The organism is Cupriavidus sp. 05N38 (genome assembly GCF_056397345.1).
Map to the genome: position 1 here is coordinate 74224 of NZ_JBFTNF010000047.1, position 17065 is coordinate 91288.

General features: G+C 61.1%; 12 protein-coding genes. 4 read left to right on the forward strand and 8 right to left on the reverse strand.

The window, feature by feature from the left end; genetic code table 11:
* Positions 1-27 precede the first annotated feature (27 nt).
* The gene (locus AC1DK4_RS28220) at positions 28-507 is read right to left on the reverse strand and encodes a carboxymuconolactone decarboxylase family protein (protein ID WP_477131911.1); all 480 of its coding nucleotides are present in this window, start codon (positions 505-507) and stop codon (positions 28-30) included.
* 220 nt (positions 508-727) lie between these two features.
* Positions 728-1228 carry an Ohr family peroxiredoxin gene (locus AC1DK4_RS28225; RefSeq protein ID WP_441620367.1) on the reverse strand — a complete coding sequence of 167 codons (501 nt, stop codon included), beginning with the start codon at positions 1226-1228 and terminating at the stop codon, positions 728-730.
* Positions 1229-2131: 903 nt separating this feature from the next.
* On the opposite strand from AC1DK4_RS28225, the gene AC1DK4_RS28230 reads away from it, so the two are divergent.
* Positions 2132-2884 carry an SDR family oxidoreductase gene (locus AC1DK4_RS28230; RefSeq protein ID WP_441620365.1) on the forward strand — a complete coding sequence of 251 codons (753 nt, stop codon included), beginning with the start codon at positions 2132-2134 and terminating at the stop codon, positions 2882-2884.
* Positions 2885-2902: 18 nt separating this feature from the next.
* On the forward strand, positions 2903-3976 hold the full coding sequence (locus tag AC1DK4_RS28235; RefSeq protein WP_441620363.1) for a LysR family transcriptional regulator: 1074 nt from the start codon (positions 2903-2905) through the stop codon (positions 3974-3976).
* Positions 3977-4087: 111 nt separating this feature from the next.
* Here the strand turns inward: AC1DK4_RS28235 and AC1DK4_RS28240 are convergent, their stop codons facing one another.
* From AC1DK4_RS28240 to AC1DK4_RS28250, 3 genes are all read right to left on the reverse strand, one after another.
* Positions 4088-5686 (reverse strand): GAF domain-containing sensor histidine kinase, encoded by a 1599-nt coding sequence (locus AC1DK4_RS28240; RefSeq protein ID WP_477131912.1) that lies wholly within the window; start codon positions 5684-5686, stop codon positions 4088-4090.
* A 284-nt stretch (positions 5687-5970) separates the two neighbouring features.
* Positions 5971-11493, reverse strand: a complete 5523-nt coding sequence (locus AC1DK4_RS28245) for a trifunctional serine/threonine-protein kinase/ATP-binding protein/sensor histidine kinase (protein WP_477131913.1) — start codon at positions 11491-11493, stop codon at positions 5971-5973.
* A 383-nt stretch (positions 11494-11876) separates the two neighbouring features.
* Complete coding sequence (locus AC1DK4_RS28250) at positions 11877-12914, reverse strand: LysR family transcriptional regulator (protein WP_441620357.1); 1038 nt, start codon at positions 12912-12914, stop codon at positions 11877-11879.
* A gap of 390 nt (positions 12915-13304) precedes the next feature.
* Here AC1DK4_RS28250 and AC1DK4_RS28255 point away from each other — a divergent pair, with 390 nt between their 5' ends.
* Positions 13305-13649, forward strand: coding sequence for a response regulator transcription factor (locus tag AC1DK4_RS28255; RefSeq protein WP_441620355.1), 345 nt, complete (start codon positions 13305-13307; stop codon positions 13647-13649).
* Between the two features lie 44 nt (positions 13650-13693).
* On the opposite strand, the gene AC1DK4_RS28260 is transcribed toward AC1DK4_RS28255, so the two are convergent.
* On the reverse strand, positions 13694-14368 hold the full coding sequence (locus tag AC1DK4_RS28260) for a response regulator transcription factor (protein WP_441620353.1): 675 nt from the start codon (positions 14366-14368) through the stop codon (positions 13694-13696).
* Positions 14369-14917: 549 nt separating this feature from the next.
* Between AC1DK4_RS28260 and AC1DK4_RS28265 the strand changes: the two genes are divergently transcribed.
* Positions 14918-15439, forward strand: coding sequence for a lecithin retinol acyltransferase family protein (locus tag AC1DK4_RS28265; RefSeq protein ID WP_441620351.1), 522 nt, complete (start codon positions 14918-14920; stop codon positions 15437-15439).
* 15 nt (positions 15440-15454) lie between these two features.
* Here the strand turns inward: AC1DK4_RS28265 and AC1DK4_RS28270 are convergent, their stop codons facing one another.
* Both AC1DK4_RS28270 and AC1DK4_RS28275 read right to left on the reverse strand, forming a co-directional pair.
* Complete coding sequence (locus AC1DK4_RS28270; protein WP_441620349.1) at positions 15455-16438, reverse strand: Bug family tripartite tricarboxylate transporter substrate binding protein; 984 nt, start codon at positions 16436-16438, stop codon at positions 15455-15457.
* A 146-nt stretch (positions 16439-16584) separates the two neighbouring features.
* Positions 16585-17065, reverse strand: a 481-nt coding sequence (locus AC1DK4_RS28275; RefSeq protein WP_477131914.1) for an RNA-guided endonuclease InsQ/TnpB family protein, incomplete at its 5' end; no start/stop codon positions are given.

Genomic DNA, 17065 nt, shown 5'->3' on the forward strand with positions numbered 1-17065 from the left:
CAATCGAAATGACGCCCCTTCATGGCATTACTCCAGATTGGCCTTGTCGAGCCCGAACATTTTGTCCAACGAGCCCGGCACCATGCGAAACGCTACGTTCAGGCGATTCCAGTTATTGATCGCGCCCACGAGGAACGTGAGATCTGACAGCTCCTTTTCGGAATACTGAGTGCGTACTCGTTCGTAGATATCATCCGACACGCCTTGGGCGGGAAGCTGGGTCAACACCTCGGTCCATKCCAGCGCGGCGCGYTCGCGCGGCGAGAACAGTGTCGACTCGCGCCAGAYCRYCACGTGATRCAGGCGCAGTTCGCGCTCGCCGTGGATCTTCGCCGTYTTGATATGCATGTCGACGCAAAAWGCGCAGCCGTTGAGCTGTGACGCGCGAATCTCCACGAGTTCGCGGATCTGCGACTCGATAGTCGTTTTCGCAAACAGCGCGCCAAGCTCCACGAGCTTTTTTGTCAGTTCCGAGGAGTGCTGAAAGTAGTTGAGGCGTTGCGTCATGATCTTTGTTCCTGAGCTGGAGGGGTTGTGTTCGCCGAACCTGCGTCGAACAATTTGCCGCAGGACCTGCTTGGGATGCATCGTAGCCGTCCATCGGGGGGGGCAGTAGTACCGGCAAGGTGCGCACTCTGTTGCCGCTTCGACACCAATCTGTCCGCCAGGCATTGAAGATAACCACGAACTTTTACCGCAGTCGATGGCATGCATCGAGGTCCAATGCTCAGCCCGAAACCGTGACAACGCTGCGTATCCCCTCACGGGCCATCTTTGCATACGGGCAGAGGCGCTCCGTATTGCGAACGAGCTCTTCCGCGACATGCCTGTCTACGCCCGGCATACGGACGCTAACGTCGGCAATCAGGGCATAGCCCCCGTCCATAGGATCGCGGCCGAAAGAGACCTCGACCGCAACCGTTGCCCCTTGGATATCAATCCGCTCGCGCTTTGCCAGGAGACTCAGCGCCCCATGAAAGCAAGCGGCGTAGCCGGCGGCAAAAAGCTGCTCGGGATTGGTGCCGCTTCCCGGCCCGCCCAGCGCGAGGGGCAATCGCAGATCGAGGATGAGGTTGTCATCGTCGGATCTCGCGACGCCCGATGCACGGCCGTGTCCGGACTCTCCCCCCGACACCGTGACCGTTGTCGTATAGAGCGCAGTGAATCCTTGCCCCCGGTACTTGTCGAGCAACGTAAGGGGTGGAGGTTGCAATCTCTCGTTGTCCATACGATATCCACCAGGCGCCTGTTGACGAATATTGCATGCTAGGTAAAAGCATGAGACCGCACCAGATCGGCTCGGGACGCACAGTGTTTCCAACTTTGCATCAATCAGACGCTGCGCAGGCAGCCTACATCGGCCTTGGTGCTGGAGAAGGTCGATCAAGGTGGGGTTGGCTGGCAGAAGATCGTAACTTGGCGCCTTGTCGATACACCTTCAGGCGGTATTCGCGGGGGCAGAGTCCGAAGTGTAAAGCCACGCATATCCGCTCTTTGCTGCCAAAGCCGCACTCCCTCGCAACCAGGTCCATCGGTTGGATTGCGCCCTGGAGTAGAAGCCGCGCGTCTTTCGGCGAGAGTACTCGACGACGTTAGCGGGCGTATGCGGGCTCTTATGCCAGAGTCGTCCGCAAGCTGCCTGCCCACTGGCTTCTGGAACAGTGCCGCAGTTTCACCAATTGGTGTCGAGGAGGAAACAGTGAGTGTTCTGATGCGTATCTACCCAGGTATGGACTTCGTACCTACGATAGTGACTTCAACGGAGGTACGTTGGTGGTGCCTCGCCTTGGAAGCTCTCATGTTAATCGGCTCACAACTTCACCGGCTTTGACCAGCGCAGAATGCAGCATTGAGGTCAGTGCGCTTGCCATTGAGTGATCAACCAATACAGGCCACGGAATTGATGCAAGAAATGGATACGCGTTGATCAATAACAGCAGAACATTTCTGCGCATGGGGTGTGCTTGGTGTCGTGCATTGTTGGCATCTCCGTTATCGCATGCTGGCCAATCTCCGGTATGGCCGCTTCGTCTAGGTTGACGCGATGCGACGGCGGCGAGCGTTATTACGCGATATGAGACCCGCCAGGCGCCTCCGCGCAACCATTTCCTTTCATATGGGAGAATTTGCCATGAAGATCGTCGTAATCGGTGGTTCCGGCCTGATCGGCTCGCGTGTTGCCGCGCTGCTCAGCAAGGCGGGCCACGAGGTGCTCGCCGCGTCGCCGCGCAGCGGTGTGAACACAGTTACGGGCGACGGCCTGAGCGACGCGCTCGCGGGCGCGGACGTCGTCGTGGATGTGACGAATGCGCCGTCATGGGAGCCCCAGGCGGTGCTCGATTTCTTCCGCACCTCGGCGCGCAATCTCGGCAAGTCTGAAGTGGCCGCAGGCGTGCGCCATCACGTCGCGCTGTCGATCGTCGGCGCCGACCGCATGGCRGAGAACGCGTATTTCGCTGCCAAGGTCGCGCAGGAGGAGGGGGTCGAAGCAGCGGGGGTGCCATACACGATCGTGCGCGCGACGCAATTCATGGAATTCATCGGCGGTATCGCGGATTTCAGCACTGAGGGCGGCACAGCGCGCGTCGGCGATGGGCTGTTTCAGCCGATCGCCGCGAATGACGTCGCGAGCGCTCTCGCACAGGTTGCACTCGCTGCCCCGCTGAACGGCACGGTCGAGATCGCGGGCCCGGACCGCGCACCCTTCGCGGACATCGTCGCGCGTTATCTAAAATCAGTGGGCGACGCACGCCCGGTAGTGACGGATCGCGACGCGCGGTACTACGGCGGGCGTGTCGAACAACAGTCGCTCGTGCCGCTCGGCGACGCGCGGATTGGCCGCATCAGTCTCGACCAGTGGCTCGCGCAGGCCAAAAAAGACTGATCCCGGGCTACCAACGACATGTTTCGGGCCAGCGGAAATGATCAATCAGACTCATCGGAGCGCGGCATTCGTCTCAGCTTGCCGAATCGCGCTGACGCGTTGTCCACGAGTTTTGCCGCGAGTTATACAGGCATCATGGCATTCATAGCCGTGGCGAACGAGGGGAGTTTCACCAAGGCCGCCGAGCGTTTGGGCATCGGCAGACCAGCAGTCAGCCGGAACGTCCAGAAACTCGAAGCATTGTTGAGTACGCGACTCTTTTTGCGCACCACGCGCACCACTCAATTGACGAGCGAAGGCCAACGGTTCTTCGAGAACTGTCACCAGGGTGTCACGCACATCGTAGAGGCCATGAATGACATGCTGGAGCTGCGCCAGGGCCCGCCGCGCGGCATTGTCCGTATCAGCTCGACGGTAGGTTTCGGCAGAAAGGTGGTCGCGCCGCTGCTGGAGATATTCATGAAAGCCTACCCCGAGATCGGCATCGATCTGCTGCTCGACGACCGGCCGACCGACTTTGCCTCCGAGAAAATCGACGTCGCGTTCCGCAAAGGCCGCATCGAGGACTCCAGCATCATTGCCAAGCAACTCATTCCGATGCAGATGGCGCTTTGCGCGGCGCCATCCTATGTGGCCACACACGGCCTGCCGCAGACGCTGGACGATCTGAGCCAGCACGAGTGCATCAACTTCCGCTTTTCCAGCGGCCGGGTGTTCGAATGGGAATTCAAGGTCGACGGTCACGTGCGGAAATACATGCCGACTGCCCGTCTCACGTTCAACGATGCCGATCTGGTGCTGCAAGCGGTTCTGGAGGGACGGGGCATTGCACAGATGGCCGGCTACCAGGTCTGCGACCACTTCGCAGCTAACGAACTCGTCATGGCGCTGGCCGGGCATGCCCCCGATGACCGAGGGCACTACATCTGCTACCTCAGTCGGCAACACTTGCCGACTCGCATTCGCGTCTTCATCGACTTCATGACGGAGAAAATCCGTGCACTCGACCTGAATTGTCTGACTGAATTCAATGCGGACAACGGTGTCCGCGGTGGTGGTCGCCTCGCCTGGCCCCTTCATGTTACGGACTGACGCATTGGTGCTAAAGAGGAAACGCCGAGGGGCTCGGTAAGTGCCTACCCCGGGATGACTTCGGTGCTTACCATGCCTTATCGGCATCCGGACGATGCAATGGAGGCGCTATCAGGACAAATCGGTAGGATAGGCGGGCACGGTAAACTGAAATACGGCGCCGCGAGTCATATTCGCGTCCAGCCGTAGCGTTCCGCCGTGCGCTTGTACGATCGAGCGGCATATGGACAGCCCGATGCCCATTCCCCCGCTCTTCGTCGTATAGAACGGCTCAAAGAGGTGCGCGATGTTCTCGGCTGCGACACCCGGCCCCGAATCGCGCACCGCTACAAGGACGGCACTCGGCTCATCCTTGCTGGTGCTAATCGTCAGTTCCCGCGGTCCGTCGTCAACCGTGCTCATCGCTTCAATGGCGTTGACAATCAGGTTCAGCATCGCCTGTTGGAGTTGTACCCGGTCGCCTTGAACGAGTGGCAGGTCCTCTGCAAGCTCCATCTGCACGGAAACGTTGTGTTTCATGGCTTCACCGCGCGTCAGGGTAATGACATCACGAATCGCTTCGTTGATCTGGACACATTCCATATACATCGGGGCATTTTTGACGAGACCACGTATGCGGTTCATGATCTCGCCGGCGCGCTTTGCGTCGTTGGTGATACGCTCCAACGCCAGCCGAACCTCCTCCAAATTTGGCAGCCGGGCGCCAAGCCAGCGTAGACCCGCCTCGGCATTGGCGGCGCACGCGAAGATTGGTTGCTTCAGCTCATGGCTGATCGAGGCTGTGATCTGCCCCATCGTCGTGATGCGGTTTGCGTGTGCCAACGCGGTCTGGATCTCGCGGTAGCGGCGCTCGCTTTCGCGCGCTTCGGCCTCCGCGCGCTTACGTTCGGTCAAATCGAGCACGAATGCGACACCCTGATCCGCGCTTTCATCGAAGCTCGCCACGCCGATCAGCACGGGCACCCGGCTGCCATCCCTTCGGAAATACTCCTTCTCGAACGGTTGCAGTCGGCCAGTCCTCCTGAGCTCTGGCAGCCATTGGTGGACATCGCGCTCCAGCCATTCCGGCGGCGTCAGGTCGATCCAGCGGAGGTGACTGCAGATGAGATCCCGACGTTCGTAACCCAGGATGYGGAGGAATGCGTCGTTGGCCTCGATGATGCGGCCTCCGAGTTCCCAGATGAAGATGCCGATAATGTCGGCGTCGACCAAGCGCTGGATCTTGGCTTCGCGCTCTTCAAGCTGTTGGTTCAGTATCGTCAAGGATTTCAAGTCAGCCTGCAACACGTCGCGGCACATGAGCAGAAGCCTGAGGAAGGGCTCGCAATAGTCGTTTCTCTCTTTGTCAAGCGCGCAAATCGTTCCGAAGATCTCGCCATCGGGCCAACTGATCGGGACACCCAGGTACGAGATCATTCCGAGTTTGATATCAGGGTTCGATTTCCACGCCTCGTCCTGGAGAGCGTCAGAAACAAGCAGCGGTTGGCGCGTCTTCATCACGGTCTCGCAATACAGCCCCGTGTTCAAAGGCGCGGTTTCGGCCGGATCGTAAGGATTCCCTGTGKACTCGCTGGATACGAAGACCTTTATGTTCGGCGGCTCTACTTGCATGATCAGTGCGGAAGGAACGCGCATGATCTCGGCGAGCAGATTGACAATCTCTTGCCACTTCTTGACGGTTTCGGGCGGTATAGGGATGGAATGCAGCATGATCGCTATTGCGCTGAGGAAGGATTGACCTCATCGAATCCTGTTCTCACGACAGGTGCCGGCTCCATTGCCGCATCCCGCAGTGCAGATCGGGTGGCAGTCTCCAAAGTTGAGCGCCTATCTCGGCTTGAATGGTAGTCCTTGTTCTGGCCGATTGCGACATGACCTTGGATTCCCATTTGGTACGTTGCTTCTCCCCGATGTGGCCTTGTCCCATTAGACGGCCCGAACAGTGTCGAAACGGGCACCTCTGCGGCACTTCTGGCCCTCGCACTGCGCGGCAATCAGGACGGATCGGACCGATAGGCGGGCACGGTGAACTGAACGATCGCGCCGCGCGGCAGGTTGGCGCTGACCGACAGACGACCGCCATGCGCATCGATGATCGAACGGCAGATCGACAGCCCCATTCCAAGACCGGTGGGCTTGGTTGTATAAAAGGGCACGAAGGCGTGATCGGCACTCTGCGGAGCAAAGCCAGGCCCCGAATCACGCACGGTGACGAGCACGCACCCGGGTTCCGCAACCCCTGAGCTGATAAGTAATTGCCGCGTGCCGTCGCTGACTTCGCGCATCGCCTCGAGCGCGTTGATGATGAGGTTCAGCAGCACTTGCTGCAGCGCGACGCGGTCGCCTTCGATATCTGGCAAGCCGTCCGAGAGTTGCGTCCGGACCGAGGCACCGCTCTTGGCGGTCTCTCCCCGGGTCAGCTCGATCACCTCGCGGATCGCCTCGTTAATGTCCACCGGCTCCTTGCGCGGTGGCGCCTTCCTGACCAGCTCGCGGATACGGTGCAGCACATCAGCGGCCCGATTGGCATCCTTGATGATCCGCCCAAGCACCTGTCCGACCTCGTCGATGTCGGGCGGCCGGGCGCTCAGCCAGCGCAGCGCGGCCTGGGCATTGGTTACCGTCGCAGCGATCGGTTGGTTGACTTCGTGCGCGATCGAGGCCGTGAGCTGCCCCATGGTGGCGAGGCGGGTAGCGTGCGCGAGCTCCGTCTGCACGTCGCGATAGCGCCGCTCGCTCTCGCGGACCCGTTCTTCCGCCTGCTTGCGCTCGGTCAGGTCGAGGACGAACGCGACTCCTTCCTTTCGGCTGTCGGCGAACGTCGCCAGACCGACGATGACGGGTACGCGGCTGCCGTCCTTCCTGATGTACTCCTTCTCGAAGGGTTGGGCGCGGCCCGTCTGCACCGCCTGCGCCAGGGCCTGTTCGCTGTCCTGGCGCGATTCCGGGGGCGTCAGGTCTATCCAGCGCACGCGACCCGAAACCAGATCCTCCCGCTCGTATCCCACCATGCGAAGGAATGCGTCGTTGGCTTCGATGATGTCACCGCCGGCATTCCAGACAATGATCCCGATGATGTTGGCATCGACGAGGCGCCGGATCTTGCCCTCCCGCTCCGCGAGGTCACGGTACAGGCGGGCATTCTCCAGCGAGCTTGCGGCCTGCGAAGCCACCAGCTTCAGCACGGCAATCCGGGTCGGGCTGAACGCGCAGGCCGTCAGGTTGTTCTCGAGGTAAAGCGCGCCCGTGAGCTTTGCCTGGTTGATCATGGGCATGCACAGAATGGATCGGGCGCGGCGCTGACGGATGTAGGGATCTGCAGCAAAAGAAGGCTCGGACGCGGCATCGTCGAGAACGACACTCTCCCGGGTACGCAGAACGTGGTAGAGAATCGACTCAGGCAGCATCTGCGCGCTTACCGGCTCATCGCGTAGCTGCAGATCGATGGCATCGCCGCCGGTCGTTGCCTGCGCTGCGATCCGCTGCTCGGCGCCGTCCGCCAGGATCAGTAGGCCGCATTCCGCGCCGGCCTGCTCGATAGCCGTGCGCATGACCATGGCGATGAGCTTGTCCAGCACGATGTCGCCCGAGGCGGCCTGCGATACCTTGAGCACGGTGGCGAGGTCCAGGTGCTCGACCGGCGTGGCGATCGTGCTCGTCGGGCCGGGYGCGGTCTCTTCCGTCCTCAGGAACGGATAGCTCTCCTCGAGTTGCCGCACCTTCCCTTCGGCGCCCCACCGCAAGTAGCCGTAGCGGGCGTCCTGCAGATACACACGGGCGATCTTCGCGAGACTACGTGCTGAATAGAAGCGGGACGCGAGTTCGTTGGCGAGCGCCTCAATGTGGACAAAGCCGCTGTCCTGCGCTGCGCGGATGGCCTGCTCGTAGCGCTGTTCGGCATCTACCACGTTGCCTTGGACGCGGGCGATCTCGGCACCGACGAGCATGGCGCGGTCCGCGAAGTTGTCCGGACAGTGTTGCGCCCAGACCTCGATCTGGTGGTGGTGCGCAGTCATCGCATCCAAATGCTGCGCCCRCTCGCTGGCGGGCGCGAAGTCACACCGGGTGGCGTGAGCCAACGCGCTGTAAAAATGATACTCGGCTTCCTCAAAGAACGACGTGGAGGTCCAGAGCAGCGGTTGCGCCTTCGCTGCGGCTGCCAGGGCTGCCGCATAGTCGCCGGCGAGATAGTACGACTGCAGTTTCCGGATCCAGTACCAGCACTCGGCCAACGCCAGGTCAGGGCAGCTCGCCAGATGGGCTTCGGTGTCAAGCTCTGCGAACTGTCCGTCATCAAAGCACCCGAACCTCGGTGTCAGGCCGCGTAGCATTCGGATGAGCGCGAGCTGCGTGGTGATGAAGTCGATGACAAGGCCGAAACGCACCTTCTTGGCGTAGGCAAGACCCTGTTCTGCTTCGCGCTGTACCTCGGCCAGCGACTCGCCACCAAACAGCAGGTCGGAGTTGAGGCTATTGCCGGCGTAGGCACCATACGGCAGGTCTCCGATCCGGTTCGCCGCGGTAAAGGCGCGACGCAACAGTTCCCGGCAGGTCCGCACGGGTTTCAGCCAGCGCACGACAAAAATCGAGAAGCACAGATAAGTCTTGGCCTCAAAGCGCTTGAGTCCGCGCCGGCCGACGAGCTCGCACCCGAGCAGGCCGAACCGGTATCCGGCCTGATAGTCGCCGAAACGCCGCCCCGCGACCCGGCAGACGTTGGCGTAAAGCACGCAAGAGGCATCGCAGTTGCCATACTCAAGGCTGAGGCTGACCGCCTTGCAAATCGTCAGGCAAGCCAGGTTTGCATCGGTCTGCAAGGCCGGCGCGAATAGCTTGCTCAGTGCCTCGACGGTCCCAAGGGTGGCCGCGTCCTCCATCAGCGGCAAATCGACCAGTTCCTCGATGGTTCGATCACCCAACTGCGACCAGATGCGATCGTATTCGCTCCGCACGTCCGCATCGTCCGGATGGGGTGACCACTGGATGCCGACATGCTGCAGGTAGGCCAGACAAACCGCGACCGCGCGGTCGCTGCGATCCAGGACCAAGTAGACATCCAGTTGCAGGCATGTGACCAAGGCTTTCTCGACCGTGGTTGTGGCGCGCGCTGACAGCGCCGCCAGGCGCTCATCTGCCACGGACAACTGCCCCGTCAGGAATTCGCATTCGGCCCGGTTCAGCTCCAGCGCAAACATCAGGCCGTGCCTGCGCGGCCAGCAATCGCCGTCCAGCAGTTCCGCACCGCTCACCAGATAGGTGAGAGCCGATGCATAGGCAGTGGATGCCTTGGCACGCTGGCCGGCGAGGAGGTTGAACTCCGCCAGTTGCTCCCGTTCATGCTGCGCGGTGATCAGAGCGGCGCCGCGATTGAGTTGGCCAACGATCTCGAAAATTTCCTCCTCTCGATTCTCCGGGGGGGTCTGCGCGGCGAGCAGGCGCCCGATGCGCAGATGGGCCTCGGTGCGCGAGGTTTCAGGGATCAGTGAATATGCAGCTTCATGGACCCTATCGTGGACAAAGGCGTAGCAAGTGTCCTGTCGCTCGACTAGCTGCTGGCGGGTCGCCTCCCACAGCGCCGCGTGGACCTGCGCCGGCGGTCGCCCGAGAACGGTAGACAGCGCGGCGACCTCGGCGACGTTCCCGAGGCAGGCAAGCTGCTGCAACGCGTGCAGAGTCCCCGCCGGCAGGCGGGTCAGCTTGCCGGCCATCAGGTCCACAACATTATCGGTGTAGCCCTTGGCATGGATGCGGTCTGGATCCCAGTGCCAATGCCTCGCCCCATGATCGAGGGCGAGCAGATCCTCGTCAACAAGGGCGTGCAGGAACTGGATCACGAAGAACGGGTTGCCGCCGGTCTTGTCATGCACCAGGTGCGCCAATGGCTCGATGCGCTTTGGCTCGCATCGCAGCGCCTCCGCGATCAACTGCCTGACGTGCTCGCTGGCGAGCGGCGCCAGCGTGATTTCATCGATCTTGACCCCCGCGTTGCGGATCTCCTGGAGCTTGACCATCAGTGGATGCGTTGCGTCCACCTCGTTGTCGCGGTAGGCGCCGATCAGCATCAGGTGCTGCAGGTCCGATCCGGTCAGCAGGTCTTCGAGCAGGTCGAGCGTCGCGGCATCGAGCCACTGAAGATCGTCAAGAAATAAGGCGAGCGGATGTTCCGGCCGTGCAAACACACTGATAAAGCGCCGGAACACGAGCAGGAAGCGGCGTTGCGCCTGTTGCGGCTCGAGTACCGTGACCGGTGGCGGCTCACCGATGATGAGCTTCAGCTCCGGGATCAGGTCGGTCATGAGCCGGGCATTTGGGTCCAGCGCTTCGAGCAACTCGGCGCGCCAACTCGCCAGCTCCGTGTCGCGTTTGCCAAGCAGCGGCCGCACTAGATTTTGGAACGCCTGCACCAGCGTCGAATAGGGGATGTCGCGCTTGTACTGGTCGAATTTTCCGGACGCAAACAACCCGCGCGGCGGCACCAACACCTTGTGCAACTCGTTGACGACCGACGATTTGCCGATGCCGGAATAGCCCGAGACCAGCACCAGTTCCGGGGCGCCTTTACTGATTGTGCGCTCGAATGCGGCCACCAGCGTGTGGACCTCTCGTTCACGCCCGTACAGCTTCTCGGGAATGAGCAAGCGGTCGGGCGTGCCGTGTTCGTCCAGGGGAAAGTCATCGATGCGGCGCTGCCGGTGCCAGTCGTCCAAGCAGCGCTGCAGATCATGCTCGACACCTGCGGCCGTCTGGTAGCGCTCTTCGGCCGTCTTGGCGAGGAGCTTCATCACGATGTGCGAGACCATAGCCGGGACGGTTGCCTCCCGCGCGCAGGGTGGCGTCGGCATGCGGGCGATATGACAATGCACCCACTCCATGGGATCGGCGGCCGCAAACGGCAGCGTACCGGTCAGCATCTCGTAGAGCGTGACGCCAAGCGCATAGAGGTCGCTGCGCGAATCGATCGAGCGATTCATCCGTCCGGTCTGCTCGGGCGCCATGTAGGCAAGCGTGCCGGCAATGGTCTCTGGCGGCCCGGGCGGCTGACGCTCGCGCGGCAGCCGCGATGTGAGGCCGAACCCCGTAAGGCGCACCTGGCCGTTGGCACAGTTCACCAGGATATGGGTGGGTTTTAGATCCTTATGGACCAGGCCGCGCCGGTGCAACTTGCCCAGCGCCGCAGCGATACAGACCGCGAGCCGCAGGAACTCGCTCACCTCCATGGGGGCGCCGAGCAGACGCGAAAGCGGCTCGCCGCCTGGGTCCTCCAGCACCAGCAGGGTCCGGCCTGCCTCGCGTGCCAACCCCAGCGGGCGCACCGCCCAGCTGCCATCGAGCTCCTCCTTCAGGCCGAACTCGTGAGCGAGGCGATCCAGGCTGGCCGGCAGGGGATGTTCAGCCGCGGGCCGAGCGAGCAGCACGTCCTGGTCGCCGCCGTTGCCGGGCCGCCGCACGCGACAGAAAACGCGCTCCCCATCGTCCCACAAGACCTGAGGGGCGCTACCCATCGGTTCCGGAACCATATGCAGCTCTCCATCCGCCGCACGCTGCCATCAGGCTGCCACCCGACCTGCAATGGAATGGCGACATGAGTCCGATTCAGCCGGGGCAGGGTACACGCCAGAAGCCAACGCCACAAAGGCGACAAGCCTACAGAATACACGGTGGTGACCGCGTCGCCGCCGGTCGTGATGGAAGGGATGGAAGGGATGGAAGGGAGGGCAGGGATGGGCGGGATGGGAGAGCAGCGGCTCGCTTTAGCCAGTGGCCAGGTAACAGATTTCGCCGCCGCCCCGTTCGTGGCGCAACAGGCACTTTGTGATGATTTATCCCTGGCGGACTCGGCCCGATCTGTCTGCCGGGACAGCTGCGGGGCGGGAAGGACAGCTTTGGTGGCGAACCCCACTTATGCAGCCAACTTCTCAGGCGGGCTGTTGGCGACACCTGCATAGATGCCGTCCCGGTAGGCCAGATCGAGTGCGCGGACCTGTTCGGTCATGAAGTCGATGAAGACGCGGATGCGCCTCGGCAAATGCTGCCGGCAGAGGTAGCAGATATAGTGGCCCCGGTCGTCCGGCATATGCGGCGCCAAGGCCATGACAAGCGCGTCGCGCGCAAGGTGCTCACGTACCTGGTATCCCGCCATCTGGGCGATGCCGCGGCCGTCAAGAGCTGCCCGCAAGACAAGATCCTCGTCATTGAACGTCAGCCGGGCGGTCGGAAGATACCTGCGCCGCTGGCCGTCAACTTTGAACTCCCACTCGCAGATACGGCCGCCGGGAAATCGGAAGTTGATACAGTCGTGCTGGCTCAGTGCATCCAGCGTGGCGGGCAGCCCCCGCTTTGCGGCATAGGATCGGGACGCGCAAAGCACCGTCTGCATCGGGGTCAGTTGCTTTGCGATGATGCTGGCATCCTCGATGCGGCCATTGCGGAACGCGACATCGATCTGTTCGGCGGCGAAATCCGCTGGCCGGTCATCCAGCATCAGGTCGACCGCGATATCGGGGTAAAGCTCGGCAAACCTGGAGAGCAGCGGCGCAACCACCTTGCGTCCAAAGTCGACGGGCACGCTGATGCGCAGCAAGCCGCGCGGCGGTCCCTGGCGAAGCTCCAGCATGTCATTCATCGCCTCGACAATATGGGCCACGCCGCGGTTGCAGTTCTCGAAGAACCTCTCGCCCTCCCGCGTCAAGTGTGTTGACCGCGTGGTGCGCAGGAACAGCCGGGTGCTCAGCTGCATTTCAAGCTTCTGCACGTTCCGGCAGACCGCCGAGCGGCCGACCCCTAATCGTTCACCGGCCTTGACGAAGCTTCCCTCCGTCGCGACGGCCATGAACGCGATGATTCCCGTGTAGCTTGTCGCGAAGCATGCTGACAAGTCGTCAGCGGGAGTGGGCAAGCCAACGCGAAAGCCACGCTGCGAAATATCCGATTGGTCCATTGCTGACTCCCACGCTTGCTCAGGACGCTTGCGAACGCACTGCGCGATCGCATTGCCCTAGAGCAAAGGGTAGCTGGCGGGCGCCGCAAAACCATTCTACGGAGCGGTGGCGTTGATCCTACGTAGGCGTCGAGCGCTCATACTCGGGTATAACGCAGCGTGAGAGTGGAGGCCGGAAGTGCAGCATCCATTGCGCAGGACTCTTCCTGATCGTGGACTGAGGTGTCCTATACGTTCGTATGATTCCCAGGCGCTGTCATGGGAATTATGCTTGGTATCGTAGTGCTACGCCGGTACCCTCTGGGTCATGAGAGGAGCGTTGGCTGCGTGGCACGCAATTCCCGAACGTCGAGGGCCGGTCTTTTGTGTTCCGCTCAAACAGTTTCGATTGTGGACGACGATGAGTCCGTCCGCCTCGCGACGGCGAGCCTGGTACGCTCGCTCGGCAGGCCTGCACGGCTGTTCGCGTCCGCGGAGGAGTTTCTGGCGTCCGGCCACATCGCCGAGACCTCATTCCTGATCTCCGACGTGATGATGCCCGGCATGTCGGGCATCGCGATGCACGACCGCATCCTTGCGCTCGGATACGCGCCGCCGACCATCTTCATAACGGCATTCCCGGGGGACGACCTGAAGGCCAGGGCCGTGGCGAACGGCGCGCTGGCTGTTCTGGATAAGCCGATTGATGCCGACGCCATTGCGCATTGGCTCAGCACCGCGCTGGACCGGCCATAGCGGACAACGACCGGCGGGATCGCCGCTTTCCGCTGGCGCCAGACTCAAGATGGCTTCTTCGGCTGCGGATTGACGCCCAGCGATTCGGACATCCTGACAAGGTCCGCAACGGATCGCGCCGCCATCTTTTTCATTACCTGCCCACGGTGGATTTTCACGGTAATCTCGCTGAGATTCAGCTCGGCGGCGATTTGCTTGTTCATCAGGCCGGCTACGACAAATCCCATGACCTCGCGTTCACGCGGCGTCAGCAAATGCAAGGCGGCACGCAGCGCCGCAATCGACTGTTCGGCCGCAAGACGCTCACCATCGCGCGTCAGCGCATTTGCAACGGCGTCGAGCATGTCCTGGTCGCGAAACGGCTTTGCGAAGAAATCGACGGCGCCCGCTTTCATGGCCTTGACCGACATCGCGATGTCGCCATGCCCGGTCATGAATACGATCGGCATGTGCACGCCGCTCTTCGCGATCTGTTCTTGGAAGGCAAGGCCGCTTTCGCCCCGCAGCCTGACGTCAAGAATCAGGCAACTGGGCGCGTCGTATTTCGGGAAAACCAGGAAGTCTTGAGACGATTCAAAGGTCTCTACCCGTAGCCCGACCGAGTGCAGCAGACCGCACAGGGCGAGCCGCATCGACTCGTCGTCGTCGACCACATAGACCACGGGCTCCTTGCGGTCGTTTGGTTTTTGGGCCGATGTCGAATGCGACGACGAACTCATCTTGCCTCCTTTTGCCGGCCGGCACCATTCCGGGCAGCGCCCGCTAATCACCGTAGGTAGTTTAGATGATCAGAACGGGCCAAATAGTGGCGCCCTCCGCGGAAGCCGCCGAACCACCAGGTCGCCCCAGGAGACGGATAGCTCACCTGAAAAATCCCAAAAAAAGCGAAAATCATTCATTCTCGATGGGCGTCGCATCGCCATGCGGGCTCGTTGGCCGTGCGACGATGCTCATAGTATCGCCGTGGATATACCCGAGTATGAGGGGGCGACGCCTATGTAGGGGCAGCAGCAGCCGTCCGTAGAATGGGCTTCGTGGCACACGACGCCTACCCTTGGCTCATGGCCGGTGCAATCTCGCAGTGCGACCGCACCACGCCGGGGAGCAAATCCGAAGTTACGCAGTGAAGTCTTTTCCCGAGGAGGACCCTCCCCGGCGGGATCCCATTGTCTTCAGTCAGGCAACGGTGACCAGCGCGTCGGTGGGTTTATCCATGAGGTCCGCTAGTGATACGGAATTCATTGCATTCAAGCTATTAGCCGCTCGTCATGGAAACTCTGTATTTTGATCAGTTCACAGCGTCGCCAGCGTGGGCCAGCGCGGACCACCATATCGAAATCGGTGCCCATCTGATTACCGAGCGCGATGGCTACACCCACCACGGCATTTATGCGGGAGAAGGACAAGTCATTCACTATGGCGGCTTTGACCGTTCCGCCAAGCGCCGTCCCATCGAATACATCCGGTTGCGTGGCTTTGCGGCAGGAAAGGGCGTCAGCATTCAGGCTGATCCCGATGCCATTTACGCCGGAACGGAAGTGGTGGAAAGAGCTAGGTCCCGCCTGGGCGAAGACAGGTATCAGGTCCTGACCAACAACTGCGAGCACTTCTGTACATGGTGTGTGTCAGGCGCCGGGCGTAGCGAGCAGGTATATCGATGCGTGCGGAACCCGTGGCTGGGGCTCAAGACGCTCTTTACGCTCGCACGGGGAAAAATCCGTGCTTATCATGAACGCGTACGGCGTATATGGACTTCAACCCAACAGATGAACACGAAAACGAGCACTTGACACGGTCAATACATATCAGTCCACGGTGGCACCGGTATCCCGCACAATCTTCCCAAGTCGCGTAGTCTCGCTGCGGATCAGCGCGCCGAATGCCTCAGACGTGCCGCCGACCACCGGCGTGCCAATCGCCTCCCAGCGCGCGCGGAACTCCGCATCCTTGAAGATTTCATTGATCACGCCGTTGAGCTTGAGCACGATAGCTTGCGGTGTTCCCGCCGGGGCCGCAATACCGTGCCACGCGACGAACTCGAAGCCTGGAAGGCCTGATTCCGCAAGCGTCGGCACATCCGGCAATGCCGGCGAACGGGTTTTGGTGGTGACAGCAAGTGGACGCAGTTTGCTCGCCTTGATATAGGTCAGCGAACTGGCGAGGATATCGAACATGACCGGTACCTGACCACCCAGGACGTCGTTCAGCGCAGGACCTGCCCCCTTGTATGCCACGTGTTGCATCTTCGTGCCCACAGCGGTATTGAACAGTTCCCCGGCAAGATGCTGCGGCGTGCCGTTGCCGGCCGAGGCGAAGCTATACTCGCCTGGCTTGTTTCTGGTCGCGGCAATGAACGATTTCACATCCTTGACTGAAGTACCAGGATTCACTTCCAGCACCAGCGGAAACGCGGAAATCTGTATGACCGGAGCCAGTTCAGTCAGCGGGTTGTACGAAAGTTGCTTGTACAGCGTCGGGTTGACCGCCATCGGGCCACTTGCGGCAAGCAGGATCGTATAGCCATCCGGTGCGGCCTTTGCCACCGCGCTCGTACCGATATTTCCCCCAGCCCCGGGGCGGCTTTCCACAACTACCGGCACCCCAAGCCGCAACTGCATGCTGGCTTGCAGCAGCCGCGCCATCAGGTCCGTCGGCCCGCCAGGCGGGTACGGCACAATAAAGTGAATCGGTTTGGACGGATAGCCTTCAGCCGCCAATGCCACCCCATGCATTCCGAGGCCGGAAGCGATTAGCAAGGCAAGCGAAACGAATCTGGCTGTCTTTTGCATGGTTGTCTCCACCTATCGTCCTTGTTGTTGAGCGGAGTATAAGGTCCCCCGATTCATTCGTTAATTTGTATTTTTCGATCGATTGATCTGTGTTGTCTATCAAAATGCCCACCACGGATTCATCGCGCAGAAGTCGCCAATAGCTGCTATCCAAAACGTGCACAAATGTGCGCGTCCGGTTCCTGCCCCGAACCCCCTGACTGACCAGGCTCGTATCTGACAGGCTTAACTTTCCCGATAGCCCCGGGTAGTGAAATCATTTGTTCAAGGTTTACGCTCGCGTTAAAGTCCCTGTCATGGCGCGTTTCACAGCTTACGCAAGTCCACTCTCGATCCTTTAACGTCAAAGCCGAATTTACCTCGCCGCAGCATGAGCAGCGCTTTGAGCTAGGAAAGAAGCGATCCGCCGTCACTAGTGTTGTCCCATACCAAGCGCTCTTGTATTCGATCTGGCGACGAATCTCCCCAAATGCCACGTCGAGAATGGCGCGGTTCAGGCCAGCCTTTTGACGGACATTTCTTCCTGGTTTGTCGACACTCCCCTTGGCGCTTGCAGTCATTCCCTGCACAGACAAGTCCTCGATGCCCAACGTTTGGTTTTCACGTGCGAGCGAGGTCGTCATCTTG

Excerpts from the sequence above, each read along its gene's own strand:
- AC1DK4_RS28265 (WP_441620351.1), top strand. The coding sequence starts at position 14,918 with ATGGAAACTCTGTATTTTGATCAGTTCACAGCGTCGCCAGCGTGGGCC.
- AC1DK4_RS28225 (WP_441620367.1), bottom strand. The coding sequence starts at position 1,228 with ATGGACAACGAGAGATTGCAACCTCCACCCCTTACGTTGCTCGACAAG.
- AC1DK4_RS28260 (WP_441620353.1), bottom strand. The coding sequence starts at position 14,368 with ATGAGTTCGTCGTCGCATTCGACATCGGCCCAAAAACCAAACGACCGC.
- AC1DK4_RS28235 (WP_441620363.1), top strand. The coding sequence starts at position 2,903 with ATGTTTCGGGCCAGCGGAAATGATCAATCAGACTCATCGGAGCGCGGC.
- AC1DK4_RS28250 (WP_441620357.1), bottom strand. The coding sequence starts at position 12,914 with ATGGACCAATCGGATATTTCGCAGCGTGGCTTTCGCGTTGGCTTGCCC.
- AC1DK4_RS28270 (WP_441620349.1), bottom strand. The coding sequence starts at position 16,438 with ATGCAAAAGACAGCCAGATTCGTTTCGCTTGCCTTGCTAATCGCTTCC.